The sequence below is a fragment of the Arthrobacter senegalensis genome, from assembly GCF_059091765.1.
In genome coordinates this window covers 121,489-139,079 of the sequence record NZ_JBNHGZ010000003.1, presented here as the reverse complement: position 1 = coordinate 139,079, position 17,591 = coordinate 121,489, and the positions used below count along the sequence as shown (strand labels likewise).

General features: G+C 69.9%; 17 protein-coding genes. 9 read left to right on the top strand and 8 right to left on the bottom strand.

What is annotated here, in order from left to right; translation table 11 throughout:
* Nucleotides 1–84: 84 nt before the first annotated feature.
* From AC5RVG_RS10730 to AC5RVG_RS10700, 7 genes are all read left to right on the top strand, one after another.
* Nucleotides 85–1,095: an NAD(P)-dependent alcohol dehydrogenase gene (locus AC5RVG_RS10730; RefSeq protein WP_493999522.1), complete on the top strand. Its 1,011-nt coding sequence runs from the start codon at nt 85–87 to the stop codon at nt 1,093–1,095.
* Nucleotides 1,096–1,154: 59 nt separating this feature from the next.
* Complete coding sequence (locus AC5RVG_RS10725) at nt 1,155–2,273, top strand: ABC transporter substrate-binding protein (RefSeq protein ID WP_493999521.1); 1,119 nt, start codon at nt 1,155–1,157, stop codon at nt 2,271–2,273.
* A gap of 114 nt (nt 2,274–2,387) precedes the next feature.
* On the top strand, nt 2,388–3,284 hold the full coding sequence (locus tag AC5RVG_RS10720; protein WP_494001244.1) for an ATP-binding cassette domain-containing protein: 897 nt from the start codon (nt 2,388–2,390) through the stop codon (nt 3,282–3,284).
* Entirely contained in the window at nt 3,281–4,537 is a 1,257-nt protein-coding gene (locus AC5RVG_RS10715; protein ID WP_493999520.1) for a sugar ABC transporter permease, read from the top strand. The genes AC5RVG_RS10720 and AC5RVG_RS10715 overlap by 4 nt, the downstream gene beginning before the upstream one ends.
* Nucleotides 4,538–4,557: 20 nt before the next feature.
* Nucleotides 4,558–6,042 carry an FGGY-family carbohydrate kinase gene (locus tag AC5RVG_RS10710; protein WP_493999519.1) on the top strand — a complete coding sequence of 495 codons (1,485 nt, stop codon included), beginning with the start codon at nt 4,558–4,560 and terminating at the stop codon, nt 6,040–6,042.
* Nucleotides 6,043–6,172: 130 nt separating this feature from the next.
* Nucleotides 6,173–6,847 carry a potassium channel family protein gene (locus tag AC5RVG_RS10705; protein WP_493977903.1) on the top strand — a complete coding sequence of 225 codons (675 nt, stop codon included), beginning with the start codon at nt 6,173–6,175 and terminating at the stop codon, nt 6,845–6,847.
* The gene (locus AC5RVG_RS10700; RefSeq protein WP_493999518.1) at nt 6,844–7,527 is read left to right on the top strand and encodes a potassium channel family protein; all 684 of its coding nucleotides are present in this window, start codon (nt 6,844–6,846) and stop codon (nt 7,525–7,527) included. Before AC5RVG_RS10705 ends, AC5RVG_RS10700 begins: the two co-directional genes overlap by 4 nt.
* A gap of 77 nt (nt 7,528–7,604) precedes the next feature.
* On the opposite strand, the gene AC5RVG_RS10695 is transcribed toward AC5RVG_RS10700, so the two are convergent.
* The 4 genes from AC5RVG_RS10695 to dut all read right to left on the bottom strand — a co-directional run bounded on the left by AC5RVG_RS10695 (nt 7,605) and on the right by dut (nt 10,039).
* On the bottom strand, nt 7,605–8,387 hold the full coding sequence (locus AC5RVG_RS10695) for a DUF3159 domain-containing protein (protein ID WP_494013842.1): 783 nt from the start codon (nt 8,385–8,387) through the stop codon (nt 7,605–7,607).
* Between the two features lie 3 nt (nt 8,388–8,390).
* Nucleotides 8,391–8,738 carry a hypothetical protein gene (locus AC5RVG_RS10690; RefSeq protein WP_493999516.1) on the bottom strand — a complete coding sequence of 116 codons (348 nt, stop codon included), beginning with the start codon at nt 8,736–8,738 and terminating at the stop codon, nt 8,391–8,393.
* On the bottom strand, nt 8,731–9,456 hold the full coding sequence (locus tag AC5RVG_RS10685) for a DUF3710 domain-containing protein (protein ID WP_493999515.1): 726 nt from the start codon (nt 9,454–9,456) through the stop codon (nt 8,731–8,733). Before AC5RVG_RS10685 ends, AC5RVG_RS10690 begins: the two co-directional genes overlap by 8 nt.
* Before the next feature lie 118 nt (nt 9,457–9,574).
* Nucleotides 9,575–10,039: a dUTP diphosphatase gene (gene dut, locus AC5RVG_RS10680; protein WP_493999514.1), complete on the bottom strand. Its 465-nt coding sequence runs from the start codon at nt 10,037–10,039 to the stop codon at nt 9,575–9,577.
* A gap of 191 nt (nt 10,040–10,230) precedes the next feature.
* Here dut and AC5RVG_RS10675 point away from each other — a divergent pair, with 191 nt between their 5' ends.
* A complete protein-coding gene (locus AC5RVG_RS10675; RefSeq protein WP_493999513.1) occupies nt 10,231–10,737 on the top strand; it encodes a DUF3093 domain-containing protein in 507 nt (168 codons plus the stop codon).
* Between the two features lie 51 nt (nt 10,738–10,788).
* Here the strand turns inward: AC5RVG_RS10675 and AC5RVG_RS10670 are convergent, their stop codons facing one another.
* Complete coding sequence (locus AC5RVG_RS10670; protein ID WP_493987423.1) at nt 10,789–11,091, bottom strand: DUF4193 domain-containing protein; 303 nt, start codon at nt 11,089–11,091, stop codon at nt 10,789–10,791.
* Between the two features lie 324 nt (nt 11,092–11,415).
* Here AC5RVG_RS10670 and sepH point away from each other — a divergent pair, with 324 nt between their 5' ends.
* Nucleotides 11,416–12,864 carry a septation protein SepH gene (sepH, locus tag AC5RVG_RS10665; protein WP_493999512.1) on the top strand — a complete coding sequence of 483 codons (1,449 nt, stop codon included), beginning with the start codon at nt 11,416–11,418 and terminating at the stop codon, nt 12,862–12,864.
* A 90-nt stretch (nt 12,865–12,954) separates the two neighbouring features.
* Here the strand turns inward: sepH and AC5RVG_RS10660 are convergent, their stop codons facing one another.
* The 3 genes from AC5RVG_RS10660 to AC5RVG_RS10650 all read right to left on the bottom strand — a co-directional run bounded on the left by AC5RVG_RS10660 (nt 12,955) and on the right by AC5RVG_RS10650 (nt 17,562).
* Nucleotides 12,955–14,055, bottom strand: coding sequence for an alkaline phosphatase family protein (locus AC5RVG_RS10660; RefSeq protein WP_494014121.1), 1,101 nt, complete (start codon nt 14,053–14,055; stop codon nt 12,955–12,957).
* A gap of 85 nt (nt 14,056–14,140) precedes the next feature.
* The gene (locus AC5RVG_RS10655; RefSeq protein WP_493977911.1) at nt 14,141–14,806 is read right to left on the bottom strand and encodes a DUF5998 family protein; all 666 of its coding nucleotides are present in this window, start codon (nt 14,804–14,806) and stop codon (nt 14,141–14,143) included.
* A 47-nt stretch (nt 14,807–14,853) separates the two neighbouring features.
* Nucleotides 14,854–17,562, bottom strand: coding sequence for a bifunctional acetate--CoA ligase family protein/GNAT family N-acetyltransferase (locus AC5RVG_RS10650; RefSeq protein ID WP_494013841.1), 2,709 nt, complete (start codon nt 17,560–17,562; stop codon nt 14,854–14,856).
* Between the last annotated feature and the right edge of the window lie 29 nt (nt 17,563–17,591).

Here is a 17,591-nt window from a genome sequence, read left to right as displayed (position 1 = left end):
AGCATATGCGTATGAATGTGCGTTGTATCACATTCGGGGGTCCGGGGCCGTTTGACCCAGTGACTGCTCGCTAAGGAGTCTTAGATGGGCAATGCCGCCGCCGTGATGACCGGCCTGAGCAGCATCGAGATGCAGGAGCGCCCGATGCCCGAGCCGGGCCGGGGCCAGGCCGTGATCCGGGTGGAAGCCGTGGGGGTCTGCGGCTCCGACGTCGCCTATTACCGCTACGGGAAGATCGGCCCCTTCGTCGTTGACGGCCCGTTCATCCTGGGGCACGAGGTCTCCGGCGAGGTGGTCGCCGTCGGCGAAGGCGTCGGCAACGTGCGCGTCGGCGACCGGGTGGCCGTCGAGCCGGGCACGCCGGACCGCAGCTGCGAAGAGTGCCGGGCGGGGCGCTACCACCTCTGCCCGAACCTCGAATTTTTGGCCACCCCGCCCTACGACGGCGCACTGCTGCAGTACCTGGCCATGGACGCCCGCTGCTACTTCCCGATCCCGGATTCGATGAGCTACGAAGACGGCGCGCTGCTCGAGCCGCTGTCCGTGGGGTTGTGGGGCTGCCGGCGGGCGAACCTCCAGGCCGGCGACGACGTGCTGATCACCGGCGCCGGACCGGTGGGCCTGCTTGCCGCCGAGGCGGCGCGGGCCCTCGGCGCGGGTAGCGTCACGGTCACGGACATCTCCGAGTACCGGCTCGGCGTGGCCCGCGACCACGGCTTCGCGGTGGAGAAGAGCGACGCGCCCGCGGCGCAAACCTTTGACGTGCTGCTGGAATGCTCGGGCGCCGGCGGCGTCCTCGCCTCCGGGCTCGGCCGGTTGCGCGAGGCCGGGCGGGCAGCCGTCATCGGCCTGGCCAAGGCCGACGAGGTGCCGCTGCCCCTGTCCACGCTCAATTGGAAGGAGATCACCATCTCGATGGTGAACCGGTACAACAACACCTGGCCGCTGGGCATTGACCTGGTGTCCTCCGGCCGGATCAACCTGGAGGGACTGGTAACACACAGCTTTGCCCTGCCGCAGACCGCGGCCGCCCTGGAAAACACCTCCACCGAACCCGAATCGCTCAAGGCGATGATCTACCCCCAGCGGCTCTGACCGCGGACGCCGGAACGCACGAACGGCAACGCGGCACGCCCCCAGTAAGAGGAGTTCCGATGAACAAGAAGAACACACGGGGAATCATGGGCCTCACCACGGCCCTCGTTCTTGCAGCCGGCATGACTGCTTGCGGTGGTGGCGGCGGCGGTGAAGGCGGCGGTGCCGGAGGCGGCGGCGGCGGGACAGCAGGCGGTGGCGGCGGCCAGGCCGAGGGCAAGATCGCGTTCCTGATGCCGGACCGTGCTTCGACCCGCTACGAGCAGCAGGACAGCCCGCTGTTCAAGGCCAAGGTCGAAGAACTGTGCGGCGGCTGCGAGGTGCTGTACCAGAACGCCGACGGCGACGCGAACAAGCAGCAGCAGCAGGCCAACGCCATGATCACCCAGGGCGTCGAGGTCCTGGTCCTGGACCCGGTGGACAGCACCGCTGCCGCCTCGCTGGTCAACACCGCGAAGGGCCAGGGCATCAAGGTTGTCACCTACGACCGGCCGGTCCCGGACACGCCGGCGGACTTCTACGTCTCCTTCGACAACAAGAAGATCGGCAGCCTCATCGCCGAGGACCTGGTCAAGAAGCTGGACGCCGACGGCGAAGAGACCGGAGGGGTGCTGATGGTCAACGGCTCCCCCACGGACCGGGCCGCGCAGCTGATCAAGGAGGGCGCGACGGAAGCGGTCGAGGCCAGCGAGCATAAAATCCTGGCCTCGTATGACACCCCGGAGTGGCAGCCGTCGAAGGCCCAGGACTGGGTGGCCGGCCAGATCACCCAGTTCGGTGAAGACATCACCGGCATCGTGGCCGCCAACGACGGCACGGCCGGCGGCTCCATCGCCGCCCTGAAGGCCGCCGGTGTCTCGCCCTTCCCGCCGGTCACCGGCAACGACGCGGAGGTCGCCGCGATCCAGCGGATCATCAAGGGCGACCAGTACAACACGATCTCCAAGCCCATCAAGATAGTCGCCGAAAAGTCGGCAGAGGTGGCGGTCCAGCTGCTCAACGGCGAGACCCCCGAACCCGACGCGACGCTCTTTAACACCCCGTCAGCGCTGTTCGTGCCGACGGTGGTCACCAAGGAGAACGTCAAGGAAGTGATTTTCGACGGCGGCATCTACAAGCCTGAAGAAATCTGCACCGGCGAGTACAAGGCGGGCTGCGACGAACTCGGCATCAAGTAGCGCAGCCGCGAACGGCGGTGCCGCGCCCACCGCGGCACTGCCGTCGTAAGGGAAGGGGAAGCAGTGTCCACTGTGTCAGCGGAACGGCCGGAGGCTACCGCCCCGGTACTGTCCATGCGGGGCGTGAGCAAGCACTTCGGTGCCGTGGCCGCCTTGACCGACATCGACCTGGACGTCCACGCCGGCGAAGTGGTCGCCCTCGTCGGCGACAACGGCGCCGGGAAGTCGACGCTGGTCAAGATCCTCGCGGGCGTGCATCCCCAGGACGCCGGTACCGTGAACTTCGACGGCCAGGACGTGACGATCCACACGCCGGTGGATTCCATTCAGCTGGGCATCGCCACGGTATTCCAGGACCTCGCCCTCTGCGACAACCTCAGCGTGGTAGACAACCTCTTCCTCGGCCGGGAGCTGGGCGCCTGGCGGCTGAACGAAGTGGAGATGGAGGTCCAGTCGTGGAAGCTGCTGCGCCAGCTCTCGGCGAAGATCCCCTCGGTCCGCATCGCGGTTGCCTCCCTCTCCGGCGGCCAGCGCCAGACCGTCGCCATCGCCCGGTCGCTGCTCGGCAGCCCCAAGCTCATCATCCTCGACGAGCCCACCGCAGCCCTCGGCGTGGCGCAGACGGCCGAGGTGCTGAACCTGGTGGAGCGGCTGCGCGAAAACGGCCTCGCGGTGATCATGATCAGCCACAGCATGCAGGACGTCAAAGCCGTCTCCGACCGTGTCGCGGTGCTGCGGCTGGGGAAGAACAACGGCACGTTCCGGATGAAGGACGTCTCGACCGACGACCTGATCGCCGCCATCACCGGAGCCACGGACAACGTCGTGACCCAGCGCGCCGCCCAGACCGGGGCAGCGGCGGCGGGCGGCGCGGCAGGAACGAACGGCGGGGCCGAGGGGGCCGGGCTGGGCGGACCGGGCGGAGGCTCGCTCCCGCCCGGCCAGGCCGCCGGAAGCGCGGGCCGACAGGGGTCGGGGGCAGGAGCACCGGAAGAAGGGACCGTACCATGACAACGAATCCAGCCGCCCCGGTCATCCCGGTGGCCACCGACCTGCAGGACGAACGGCTGATCCGGACCGAGGGCTTCAAGGGCGCCGTCAAGGTCGGGATCAACCGGGTCCGCGGCGGCGACCTGGGCGTGCTGCCCATCGTCGTCGGGCTGCTGGTCATCTGGTCCATCTTCCAGGTGCTCAACCCGTTCTTCCTCTCCAGCGCCAACCTGGTCAACCTGCTGCTGGAAAGCGCCGCCGTCGGGGTCATCGCGCTGGGCATCGTCTGCGTCCTGCTGGTCGGCGAAATCGATTTGTCCGTCGGCTCCGTCAGCGGCCTGTCGGCCGCGATCGTGGGAGTCACCTTCATCAAGCAGGACTGGCCCATCGGGCTGGCGATCCTGACCGCGATGGCGGCCGGCGCCGTGATCGGGCTGGTCTATTCGCTGGTCTACACCAGGTTCGGGGTCCCGTCCTTCGTGATCACGCTGGCCGGCCTGCTCGGTTTCCTCGGACTGCAACTGTTCGTGCTCGGGGTCGAGGGCACCATAAACCTGCCGTTCGATTCCTTCCTCGTCTGGTTCGGCCAGCAGGCCTTCGTGCCGGGCTGGCTGTCGTACGTGCTGGCGGTCGTCGGCGTGGCCGGCTTCTTCCTCAGCCAGCTCACGCTCTCCCGCCAGCGGGTCAAGGCGGGCCTGTCCGGGCGCCCGATGCGGCTGGTCGTGATGCAGACCATCCTGCTGGCCGTGATCCTGCTGTTCGCGGTCTGGTACCTGAACCAGGCCCGCGGCGTCGGCTGGATGTTCGTCTTCTTCGCCGCCCTGGTGCTGGTGATGCACTACGCCTTCACCCGGACCCAGTGGGGCCGCTCCGTCTACGCCGTCGGCGGCAACCGGGAAGCGGCGCGGCGGGCCGGCATCGCCGTCAACCGCGTCTACGTGTCCATCTTCGTCCTGTGCTCGACGTTCGCGGCCGTCGGCGGCATGCTGGCGGCCGGCCGGTTGGCCGCCTCGGCGCAGAGCAGCGGCACCGGGGACGTGAACCTGAACGCCATCGCCGCCGCGGTGATCGGCGGGACCAGCCTGTTCGGCGGCCGCGGCTCGGCCTTCTCGGCCCTCCTGGGCATCCTGGTCATCCAGTCCATCTCCAGCGGCCTCACCCTGCTGAACCTTGAGTCCTCTTTCCGGTACATGATCACCGGCCTGGTGCTGCTGCTGGCCGTGATCCTCGACGCCGTCTCCCGCAAGTCCCGCACCTCGCACGGCCGCGCCTAGTGGCCGGCCGCCGGAGCGACATGTTCCTGGGCATCGACATCGGCACGGGCAGCAGCAAGGCCGTGCTGGCGGACGCCGGGGGCGGGGTGCTGGACAGCGCCGCGGTCGCGCACGAGGTCAGCTACCCGCGGCCCGGCTGGGCCGAGTTCGACGCCGAGGGCGGGGCGTGGGCGGAAGTGGTCCGGCTGTGCCGGGAGCTCTTGTCGCGGAACGACGCCGGGGCCGTCGCCGGCGTGTGTGTCAGCGCGATGGGTCCGTCCCTGGTGGTCACGGACGAGAACCTGGTCCCGTTGCGGCCGGCGATCCTGTACGGAATCGACGCGCGCGCCGTCGTCGAAATCCGCGAATTGACGGAGGAGTTCGGTGCCGAGGAAATCTTTCGCGAGGCGGGCAAGGTCCTGTCCTCCCAGGCCGTGGGACCGAAGCTCCGCTGGCTCCGCAACCGGGAGCCGGAGGTCTTCGCCCGCGCCCGGAACTGGCACAGCCTGAACTCCTTCATCCTGGCCAAGCTGACCGGCGAGCTGGTGTTGGACCACCACACCGCCAGCCAATGCGATCCGCTCTACGACCTTCGCGGCAACCGGTGGCATCCGGACCGGTACGGCGCCGTCGCCGGCCACCTGCCGGAGCCCCGGCTGGCGTGGCCGTCGGACGTCGGCGGCCGGGTCCACCGCCGGGCGGCCGATGCCACGGGGCTGCCGGAGGGCGTGCCGGTCTGCGCGGGCACCGTCGACGCCTGGGCCGAGGCGTTCAGCGCGGGCGTGCGGCAGCCGGGCGACCTCATGCTGATGTACGGCTCCACGATGTTCTTCGTCCAGGTCCTCGGGGAGTTCCGGTCCGAACCCAAGCTCTGGACGACGGCCGGCGTGGAGCCGGGGTCGCTGACCTTGGCCGCGGGGATGTCCACGTCCGGGAGCCTGACCACGTGGTTGCAGCGGCTGTTCGGCGACGTCCCGTTCGAGCAGCTCGTCACTGAGGCCGCCGCGGTGCCGCCGGGATCCGACGGTCTGCTGCTGCTGCCCTACTTCGCCGGCGAACGGACCCCTGTCTTCGACCCGGACGCCCGCGGGCTGATCACCGGCCTGTCGCTGCGCCACGGGCGCGGCCATCTGTTTCGTGCCGCCTATGAGGGCATCGGCTTCGGCATCCGGCAGATCCTGGAGTACCTCGAGCACGCGGGCGAACCGATCCGGCGCGTCGTGGCCGTCGGCGGCGGCACCAAGGCCAGGCTCTGGACGGAAATCGTCAGCAACATCAGCGGGCGCGAACAGCTGGTCCCGGAACAGGCCATCGGCGCCAGCTACGGGGACGCGCTGCTCGCCGCCATCGGCACCGGGGCCGTGCCCGCCGGGACGAACTGGGCGCGCACGGCGGCGACCGTGAGTCCCGATTTAGCGACGGCTCCGCTGTATGAAAAGCTCTACGCCACCTACAGCCACCTGTACCCGTCGAACCGGGAGCACATGCACGTGCTCGCCGCCCTGCAGGAGCCCGCGGCCGGGTAGGCGGTCCCGACCGGCGCGCTGGCGCCGGCGCCGTTTCGAACCCCGGGCTCATGGCATCGATGGACCGGTTCAGCGTTATGGTTGCAGTACATTTGATTCCCGCGTTGCAGCGGGTGCCGGAAGGACGTGGATGGCGCACTTTGTGATCATGGGCTGCGGGCGCGTAGGCGTGACGCTGGCCCACACCCTGGAGGACTCGGGGCACAGCGTGGCCATTATCGACCAGGACGACCGGGCATTCCGCCGGCTGCGCTCGGGGTTCACCGGCCGCAAGGTCACCGGCGTCGGATTCGACCGCGACACCCTGCGGCACGCAGACATCGAGAACGCCTACGCCTTCGCTGCCGTTTCCAGCGGCGATAACTCCAACATCCTCGCCACCCGGGTGGCCCGCGAAACCTTCCACGTGCCGCATGTGGTGGCCCGCATCTACGATCCCGGCCGCGCCGAGATCTACCAGCGGCTCGGCATCCCCACGGTGGCCGCGGTGCGCTGGAGCGCCGATCAGGTGCTGCGGCGGATCCTGCCCGAACAGGGCATCAAGGGCGACTTCCGTGAGGCCTCCGGCCGCCTGATCCTGGGTGAGGTGCAACTGGACGACGGCTGGGTGGGCCGGGAACTGGCCGAGATTGAAGCCGCCTCCGGCGCCCGGGTGGCCTACCTGACCCGTTTCGGCGAGGGAATCCTGCCCGCCCGCGGCACCCGCTACCAAAAGGGCGACATCGTCCACGCCATGATGGCGGTGGATTCGACCTTCGAAATCGACAGGATCCTGTCCAAGCCCCCCGTGGAGGAGTCCGAATGAGGGTGGTCATTGCCGGCGCCGGCAGCGTCGGATCGTCGATTGCTCGGGAGTTGCTCTCGAACAACCACGACATCCTGCTGATCGATCCGAAGCCCGAGGTGATCGGCCGCAGCGGGCTGAAGGGCGCGCGCTGGCTGATCGGCGACGCCTGCGAGATCACCACCCTGCGTGAAGCCCGGCTGGAAGAAGCCGACGTGGTGGTCTCGGCCACCGGCGACGACAAGGTCAACCTGGTGGTCTCGCTGCTGGCCAAGAGCGAGTTCGGCGTCGGCCGCACGGTGGGACGCGTGAACAACCCCAAGAACGACTGGATGTTCGACGACTCCTGGGGCGTGGATGTTGCCGTGAACACCCCGCGCCTGATGACCGCCCTGGTGGAGGAAGCCGTGGAGATCGGGGACCTGGTCCGGCTGCTGACCTTGCAGAGCGGCGTCGCGTCCATGGTCGAGTTCACGGTTCCCGCGGACTCGGCGCTGATCGGTCAGCGGCTCGGCTCCATCGCCTGGCCGCAGGATGCCACGGTGGTGGCCATCCTGCGCGACGACGCGCCGATCACGCCGAGCCCTGACGACGTGGTGGAAGGCAGCGACGAGCTCTTCTTCATCACGACCATCGCCGCCGAGGACGAACTGCGTGCGGTCCTGACCGGCCGGCCCGCCGCCGCGGCGGCGGCCGACTAGGTCACGCGGCCCGGCCGGCAGCGGCGGCGGCGGGCCAGCTCACTCGGCCCGGCCGGCCGCGGCGGCGGCGGGCCGGCTCACTCGGCCCGGGCGGCCTCGACGGACGCCGGGCGAGAGACCAGCCACGCCAGCCACAGCCCCAGCGCGTACAGCGGCACGCCCATGAGCAAGCGGGTGGTGCCCAGCGCCACCAGGCCGTCCTCGCCCATCAGGTAGAGGGGAAGCTGCACCACAAGCCGCAGCAGGAGCACCGCCATCACGATCCAGGTGGCCATGGTGTACGCCTTCAGCCGCTGCGGCTGCTGCCGCCATGCCGTTCCCTCGCTGCGGATCAGCCCGAAGATCAGGCCCAGCACCGGCCACTTGACGGCCACCGAAACCAGCATGACCAGAATGTAGGCGGCATTCGTGATGAAGCCCCAGACATAGAAGTCCTCGGCCCGGCCCGTGCTGTTGGCGACGAAGGCGCAGATGGCGACCCCCACGAGGCCGGAGAAGGCCTGCGTCACGGCGCCCCGCTGCACCAGGCGCAGCACGGTGAAGACGGCGGCGGCCGCCAGCGCTCCGATCAGCGCCGGGCCGAGCTCCCGGCCGATGGTGAACACCACCAGGAAGATCACGCCCGGCAGGATGCTCTCGGCCAGCCCGCGGACGCCGCCCACGGTCTTCAGCACGTCGATCTGTCCGTCGTCGGTGCGGTGGACCGCGGCGCTCGCCGCGTAGGCGCCGGCAAGCGCCTCGGCCGCGTCCGGGCGCCTGTTGCCCGGTTCTCCCGCGGGTTCCGGACGCGCGCCGGAGGGCTGCCCGTCCCCGGCCGGCGGCACGCTGTGCGGACCGGAGTCCGGCTGCTGATCTGTCATGGGTTAATTCTCCAACGGGCTGAGGATCTCGTAGCGCGGATTGTAGATGGTGGCGGTTCCTTCCACCCTGAACAGCATTCCCTCGAAGGCCAACCGGATGCCCGCCGCGATGCCGGGCACGCGGCGCTGCCCCAGCCAGACCAGCCGGACCCGCGGGTGCCCGCCGTCACGGGACTTGCCCGGCTCCTGCTGGCCCGCGTCGGTGACGACGGCGGCAAACCGCGGCGGCTGCCCCGGCGGCGCGATGGTGATCGCCTCAACCAACCCGGTTCCGGCGACGTGGCCGCGCTCTGGCAGCCGGGCGATGGGGCTGTCCGCAGGGCCGCGATGGACGCGGGAGCGGTCAGCCAATCTCGGTGATCTCCGGGCCCCGCTCGGGCGCGGTCAGTCCGGGGTTGCGCGGCGCCTCGGGTTGCGGCGGGCCCGGGACGCCCTTGGGCATCTTGAGCTGCAGCAGGTCCTTGGGCGGCAGCGGCTGCGAGCCCCGGACCACCACGGTGGAACGGAAGAGTTCCTCGAGGTCCGCGGCCTTGGCCCGGTCCAGCGCGGCGGGTCCCCCGATCACGCCGCGCAGGAACCAGCGCGGCCCGTCGACGCCGAGGAAGCGGGCCACCCGGAAGCCCTGCTTCCCGTCGGCGGTCTGTGCCGGCAGCTTGGCCACCACCTCGGTGCCCATCGGTCCGTCGATCTCTTGGACCGTGCCGCCCTGTGACCCCACGGAACTCGCGATCTGGGTGCGGATTTCCTTCCACAGCCCCTCGGATTTCGGCGCGGCAAATGCCTGGAGCTGCAAGTTGGAACCGGCCAGGTCCAGGGTCACCGCAACGACCCGCTTGGACTTTTCCTCGACCTCCAGCCGCAGCTGCAGGCCCTCCCGGGGACGGACCTTCAGCGCGCCCAAATCTAGGTAGCCGTTACCGGTGTCCTGCTCGGAGTCGTCGTAGGGGCCGTTCCGGCGGGGACCGCTGTCCGGCGCCGGCCGCGTGGCATCCTCGCCAGGTGCGGCCGCGGCGGCTTCCGGCCCTTCGCCGTCGTTCTGGTTCCTCTTCTTGGAACGCCCAAATGCCATAACGTGAGATTCCTCTTCCTCCGGTCCTGCACCGGGTTGCTCAATGTCTGCGCCGAGGGGATGCCGCCTGCGGCGGGCAGGCGCGCAGGTGCGTGCCCGCCGCACCGCGCGTGCGGAACTAACCGGCGCCGAACCCTCCGGTGGATCCGAATCCGCCGGCCCCCCGCGTCGAATCCGGGAGCTCGGCGACGCGTTCGAACGCGGCCGTCTCCACCTTCTGGATGACCAGCTGCGCGATCCGGTCCCCCCGCTTGAATGTGAGCGTTTCACTGGCATCGGTATTCAGCAAGGTGACCGCTATCTCGCCCCGGTAACCGGCGTCCACGGTGCCGGGGGCGTTGACGATGGTCAGTCCGTGCTTGGCGGCCAGCCCGGAGCGTGGGTGGACCAGGGCAACATACCCGTGCGGCAGCGCCAGCGCCACGCCCGTCGGCACCAGGACACGCTCCCCCGGGGCGATCCGGAAATCGATTCGGCTCCGCAGGTCGGCCCCGGCGTCCCCCGGGTGGGCGTAGGCGGGCGGTTCCAGTCCGTCGTCGAGCATTTTCAGCTGGACCGTCAGCGTTTCAGTTGTCTGCTGCACTCGTGATCGTTTGTCCTTGCGATTGCGGATGTGGCGGCGGGAAGACTGCGGCCGCCAAGGGCCGGGCCCGCTGAGATATTCCGCACATCACTCTAGCGCGTTTTCAACCGTGGCGCCCGCGGGCGGGCGGGCATCCGGGGGCCCGCCGGGAGCAAGGTGAAATGCCTGTCAAAAGGTGAAAAGCTGAGTCCATGACACAACCCGCGACCCCTGCAGGCGGCTCCGGTCCCGCCGGCGGTCCTTCCTCCGTGACCCACTTCGATGAGCGGCTGTGGCCCAATTTCTGGGTCTGGCTCATCGCCGCCGGCACCGCCGCGGCGGTCATCGTCATGCTGGCACCGATCAGCATGACCGCGGGCATCATCGGCGCCGTCGTCGCGGCCATCCTGCTGGCCGTCCTGCTGATCGCTTCCACGCCGCGGATCCTGGTCACCGACACCATGCTGCAGGTGGGCCGCGCCCAGATCGAGCGGCGCTACGTGGGGCGGGTGGAAGCGTTCACCGGCGAGGCCGCCACCGAGCAGCGCGGCCCCAAGCTGAACGGCACCGCGTACATGTGCATGCGCGGCTGGATCGATCCGGTGGTCACCATCGAAATCACCGACGAGACGGATCTGACCCCTTACTGGATCGCCTCCACGCGCCGGCCGCAGCAGCTCGCCGCGGCCCTGAACCGCCCCGCCGCGGACGCGTCCTAGCGGCCCCGGGGGGCGGGCCCCCGGCGGGGCCGGTCCCGTGGTTGCCGGCGGCTACCCCTCGCAGTCCCGGCAGTAGAGCAGCCCGTCTTTCTCCTTGGCCACCTGCGACCGGTGGCGGACCAGGAAGCAGGAAGCACAGGTGAACTCGTCCTGCTGGGCCGGGAGTACGCGGACCAGCAGTTCCTCGCCGGAGAGGTCGGCGCCGGGCAACTCGAACCCCTCGGCGGCCTCGGCCTCGTCCTCGTCGACGACGGCCGACTGCGTGTCGGTCCGCCGGTGCGACTTCAGCTCTTCAATGGACTCCTCGTGGGTCTCTTCGTCAGGCTTCCGCGGGGCGTCGTAGTCAGTGGCCATTGTTGTTTTGCTCCCACTCCGGTGGTCCGGTCCAGTTTCACGTCAGGCCCCCGGTTCCGGGACACGTGCCCGTGCCTGACGATCTGTGCACAGGCTCAACGCGTTCGCCGTCGATTTTGTGCCCGTGACGCGAAGATTCTTGCCGATTTCGGTGCGCCTGCCAAACCCGGGGGCCGCAGGGCGTTCACGGCCGCCTTCGGACGCGGCGCCCGGCCGGGGCGACCTTGGCCACAAACTCCGCGCCACACCCGCGAAAACAATAGGAAAAGCCCGGTATGGGTGGCAGAGTTTCAGGCATAAAGTGTCGTCTGGTGGAGGGTTTTCATGCAGGATCTACGGCTGGTGGGTGTCCATGAGGATGGCGAACATCTGCTGTTGAGCGCAGGTGGGGACGACTACCGTCTGGCCATAGACGAAGCCCTGCGCACAGCGGTCTTCCGACCGACAACAACGCGCGCTCCCGGTGCCGGCGAACCGTCGGACGCCGGTATGTCCCCCCGCGAAATCCAGGCGCGCATCCGAGCGGGCGCCACGGCCGAGGAGGTCGCAGCCGAATCCGGCCTCGACCTGCAGCGGATCCGGCGCTATGAAAGCCCGGTCCTCGCCGAGCGCCACTACATCGTCGAGCAGGCCCGCAAGGTGGAAGTCGCCGGCCCGCTGCCCGGCCACGACGGCTACCGGTCGGCCTTCGGCGACGAGCCCGCCACCCTGGGAGAAATGGTGGACCACCGGATCCACGCCTTCGGCATCGACCCGGAGTCGATGAACTGGGATTCCTGGCGGCGCAGCGACGGCACGTGGGAAGTTGTGGCGTCCTTCACCGCGCCGGCGGCTCCCGCCACCGACTCCATCGGGGAAGAACCGCCCGCCCGCTGGGTCTTCCATGCGGCCCGCCGCACCATCCAGAACGCCAACCGGTGGGCGCAGCAGCTGAGCGAGCTCGAAACCGTGGACGGCCCGGTCCCCGGGCGCCGGCTGAAGGCCGTCACCGACCATGTCTTCGACTTCGAAGCCGACACCGGCGCGGACCCGGACCTCGAGCCGGCAGGGCACGAGGACGGCGGGCAGGACGACGGGCAGGACGACGGGCAGTCCGCCGAGTCGGAAGAGCTGCTGGACGTGCTGCGCTCCCGGCGGGGGCAGCGGCTGGGCGTCGACGAAGATGCCGACGACGCGCTGGCCTTGATGCTCACCCACGGTCCGATTCCGGCGGCCCACCCGCGCGACTCGTTCGAGGACGCGGATGATTCCGGCGACGATCCCGGCGCGCGGCCGCGCGCCGGCTTCCCGCTGACGCTGGCCCCGGCCTACGACGACGGCGCGGTCTCTTCACTGGAATTGGGGCACGGGATCAGCACCCACACGCACGAAATCACGCTCTCCGGCGCGCCCGGTTTCCTGCGGGACGAGCCGGCCGCGGCAACCGGCAGCGGCGTGCGCGACCAGGACGGCGAGCTCACCGGGGAAGAGGCCGACGCAGAGCCGGCGACCGGCGGCGGCGCGCAGGAAACGGGCGCCCCGTCGTACGACCGGATTGAGTTTGTCAGTCCTTCCACCGCAGCGCTGAAAACCGTGGAAAACAGCAGCGGAGCGGCCGCGGAAAAGGCCCGGACGGCGCAGGCCGGCGCGGAGACCGCCGCCGATCCCGAACCCGGGGCCAAAGACACGGTGCGGGAGGATCCGGCCCCGGAACCGCCCAAGCGCTCCATCAAGCCGAAGCGCTCCAGCGTGCCCAGTTGGGACGAGATCGTCTTCGGCACCAAGCACGACTGACCTGCCGCCGGCGGCAGCCAAGACCCGGGCTGGGCGTCCGGCCTGCCAGGCTGCCTGGCCCGTCAACCTCTCGCTGCCTGCGGGCGCGGACTAGCGCCGTTTGCCCGGAGCCGCCAGGGTCAGCAGGGGCACTTCCCGCTCCGCCTTCGTCAGCGAGCCGTGCTGACCGACCACGGACATCGCGGTCTCCGGCACGCGCCGGGTGTCGTAGAACGCCACGGGTTCCCGGGCAGCCACCATCAGGTCTCCGATGCGCGGCAACACCCGCGGGTCCACCCGACCGAAGAACCCGCGGCTGACCGCCTCTTCCCGGGTGAACACCCAGGCCTGCTTCCCATACCGCTGCAGCCAGGCACGGGCCACCTGCTCGCGCTGCCCGGCCGTGGCGTCCGGTTCGAAATAGAGGTGGACCAGCCGCGGTTCGCCGCCGGTGTGCCGCACCCCGGCCACCAGGGCCGGGTCCGCCGAGTAGTCGAAACGGAACTCCTCGGCCACGTCCAGCATGCCGTGGTCCGCGGTCAGCAGCAGCAGCGTATCGGCCGGAAGCTGCCGGGCCAGGCGGCGCATGTCCGAGTCAAGTTCCTCCAGTGCATGCCCCCACTGGGCCGAGGCCGCGCCGAACCGGTGGCCCGCCTTGTCCAGTTCGTTGAAATAGAGGTACACCAACGCCCGGTCCGTGGCCGCCAAGGCTTCCGCAGTGGCCTGGGTCCGGGCATGGCCGGTGGCGCCGGGCACGAACCTGCCGCCGCGCAGCGCCGCCCGGGTCATGCCCGACTCCGCGAACCGGGGCAGGCTGACGGTGGTCACCGGCAGCTGCCCGGCTACCCGTTCGAACACCGTGGCATGCGGCTGCCACACCTGCGGGTCCACCCCGGGGTCCCAGCCTCCGAGTTGGTTGACCACCTTGTCCTGCCCCGGGTCCAGGACGTCATAGCCGACCATGCCGTGCAGGCCGGGCGCCAGCCCGGTCCCCAGGCTGGCAAGGGACGCCGCCGTCGTCGAGGGAAGGGCGCTGCCGAGGGTCCTCGAGTTGTCCATCGCCTGGCGCAGGAAGGGGGCATGTCCGCCGCGCTGCTTCAGCAGCGCCTTGCCCAGTCCGTCCACCATGACCACGCACACACGCCGCGCCGGCGGCAACTGCAGCTCATTATCGAAGCCCTCGGCGCCCAGCGCGGCCGCGGCACTGGTCATGACCTCCGCGAGCGAGTTGCGGCCGTAGCCGGGGGCAGCCGGAAGCGGTTCCTGTATCGGCGTCACGCAGCGTCGATCCCGCAGATCAGCGGCCGTGGTGGCCGCGGACCAGGCGGTTGCCGATGCGCGGGCGCTGCTGCACCGGGCCCGGCGCGGCGGCGGGCTCCGGGTGGCTGGTGCTGACCTTGCGCAGCGCGCGGGCAAAGTCCTTGGCGTTCTGGACCGCCTGCAGCCCGTCGGCCTCCGCGCTGACCCGCAGCACGATGTCTTCCTGGACGATATTGCCCGTGTAGCCGTGGTCGGCGTCGCACTGCGGATCGCCGCAACCGGCCGGGCCCATGTCCAGCCGCTGGCCGCCGGACCAGGCGATGGCCAGAGTCAGTTCGCGGGCCTGGTCGGCGGAGGTGTAGTTCTGCGGCTGGGCGTAGACGTAGCTGAGCACCACGGAGCGGATCTGGCTGACCGGGACTGACTCGGTGGAAATCTGCGCCACCATCTGCTCGCCCTCGTCGTCCAGCTGCTGGTCGTCCACGTGCGTGATGACCAGCATGTCCTCGGTGAGCACCAGCACGGTGATGTGCCGGTGCACCTCGTTGCGGTCGAAGTGTGTCTCCAGGTGCACCAGGTGGGACAGCGGCTCGCGCTCGTCCAGGGCGTCGTGGACCACGTCGGAAACCAGCAGCGGGTAAAAGCCGGCCCGGTTGAGGGCGTCGTCGAGACTGCGGCGTTCGGCCGTCGATAGGGGGCTCATGGTTCCATAATCCCCTACGCTGCCGCCGGATGGCCAACCCGGCAGGTTCAGTCCCGCATGGCGCGCCGCGCGCTGTCCGTGCGGTGCGCATGGTTTCCGAGCCGGAGTTCGGCGTTCAGCACGGCCAGGCCGCGGTCGGAGAGCTGGACCGGGTTGAGCTCCAGCAGGGCCACTTCGGGATGTTCGTCCTTGAGTTGCGCCACGCGGGCGATCAGGTCTTCGAGCGCCGGAACGTCCACGGCCGGCAGGCCCTGGTAGCCGAAGAGCTTCTCCGCGGCGCGGGGCCCGCGGACCAGGTCCGCCACATCCACGGTGCTCAGCGGGGGGATCCGGTGGGACCAGTCCCCCAGCAGGTTGACGGCGTCGCCGGCCAGCCCGAAGGAGACGACCGGGCCCAGGAGCGGATCCTCGATGGAGCGGATGGTGCAGGCCTGGCCGGCGGGCACCATAGACTGGACTTCCAACGGGATGTCGCCGAACGGGGCCAGGCTGGCCCGCATGTGGGCGATGTTGGCGCGCAGGGTCGCCTCGTCCGTGATGTTCAGCCGGACCCCGCCGAGGTCCAGCCGTTGCCGCAGCCGCGCGTCGGTGGTTTTGAGGGCCACGGGCCAGCCGAGCCGTTCGGCGGCGGCCACGGCCTCGTCGTCGTGCGTGAAGCCGGCGGACTCCTGAACCGTGATGCCGTAGCAGCCCAGCAGCCGGGCGGTCTGCGCAGGGGTCGGCGTCAACAGTTCGGTCCCGGTGACCCCGCCGAGCAGGGCGTCGATCTGCCGTTGCGCCTCGGCGGGATCCGTTCCCGCCGCCTCGGGGAACTCGCCCTGGTCGCGGGCCTTCCATTCGGCGTAGCGGACCGCGGCCGCCAGCGCGTTCACGGCGCTGGCGGGGCTGGCAAAAGCGGGCAGGCCGCGCTGCAGGCCGCCGCCGGAATCCGGGCCTCCGGCGGCCAGCAGGCCGTCGGTCCGTTCGGCCAGGTCGAGCACGCCGGTGAAGGAGGCGACCACCGGCTTGCCGGCCTCTTCGGCGCAGTCCCGCAGCACTTCCGCCAGCCGGGAGGTCGGGATACCGGTGGCGGGAAGGAGGGTGACGACGGCGGCGTGCACCTCGGGTGCGGACAGTGCCTGCCGCACCTGCCGGCGAAGCATCGGGAGCGCGGTGGACTGCCCGGTATCCAGGTCCATCGCCACCTCCCGCCGGACCACGTCCAGCTGGTGGGCCCTGGCGGCGTCGGCCACCACGTTGCCCAGCGCCAGGGAGTTGCTGAACACGGCCAGGTTGGCGCCGGCCGGAAGCGGCTGGCTGACCAGGACCTGCGCCACGTCCATCAGCTCTTCATTGGTCTCCACGCGGATCACCCCGGATTGGCGGAACATGGCGTCGAGGGCGCCCGGCGGCGCCTGGGTGGTGCGCACCGCATGGCCGGGCGGCAGCTGCAGTCCCATCACATCGGACTTGGCGACGATCACCGGCTTGCTGCGCGAGAGCCGGCGCGCGATGCGGGAAAATTTCCGGGGGTTGCCGATGGATTCCAAGTAGAGCCCCACCGCCAGGGTGGCCGGGTCGTCTTCCCAGTACTGCATGACATCGTTGCCGGAGACGTCGGCCCGGTTCCCCGCCGACACCGTGGAGGACAGGCCCAGCCCACGCCGGCTGGCGGCGGTGTAGAGCAGGACGCCGATGGCCGCAGACTGGCTGAACAGCCCGAGCGCTCCGCGCGGGGGCATGGCGGGCGCCATGGAGGCGTTCAGCGACACCGCCGGGTCGGTGTTCAGGAGCCCGAGGGAGCCCGGGCCGATCACCCGCATCCCGTGGGCGCGGGCCTGGCGCACCAGCTCGCGCTGCCGCTGCAAGCCTTCGGTCCCGGCCTGGGAGAAACCGTCGCTGGCCACCAGGATGCCCTTGACGCCGGCGGCGGCGCATTCGCGGGCCACCTTGGGCACTTCCCCGTAAGGGACGGCGACGACGGCGAGTTCCACGGGGTCCGGGACGTCGGCGATGGCGGCATGGGAGATCATGCCGTTCAGTTCGAAGGCCTGCGGGTTGATGGCGTAGACGGGACCGGTAAAGCCGGCTTCGATGATGTTCTCCAGCAGCGAGTAGCCCACGCTGCCCCAATCCCGGCTGGCGCCGATCACGGCCACGGATCCGGGGGCCAGCAGGGCGGCCACGCTCTTGGCCTCGGCCCGGTGTTCCCGGGAGGCCATGACGGCGCGGGAGCGCTCGGTCGGGTCGATGTCGAACTCGAGGGCGACCACCCCGTCGTCGAAATGGCGCCGCACCTCGTACCCCGCGTCGTTGAAGACGGTGATCATTTTCCGGTTCTCCGGCAACACCTCGGCGGAGAACTTGCTGATGCCGTTTTCCCGGGCGGCCGCCGCCAGATGCTCCAGCAGGATGGAACCCAGCCCCCGGCCCTGATGGGCATCGGCGATATTGAAGGCGACCTCGGCTTCGGCGGGATCGTCCAGCCGGTCGTAGCGGCCGATCCCGATGATTTCATCGCCGATGGTGATGACGAAGGCAACCCGGCTGACGTAGTCGACCTTGGTGAAGCGGGCCAGTTCGCGCGGGCTGAGCTTGGACTTGAAGGTGAAGAAGCGAAGGTAGATGGAGCTCTCCGATTGCCCCACGTGGAAGGCCTGCAGGGCCTCGGCATCGGCCGGGACGATGGGGCGCAGGTGCGCCGTCCCGCCGTCGCGCAGCACGACATCCGCCTCCCAATAATCCGGATAATCCGGGGAATCAGCCTCTTGCGCCATAAACTCACTGTATCCGCAACTTTTAGCTA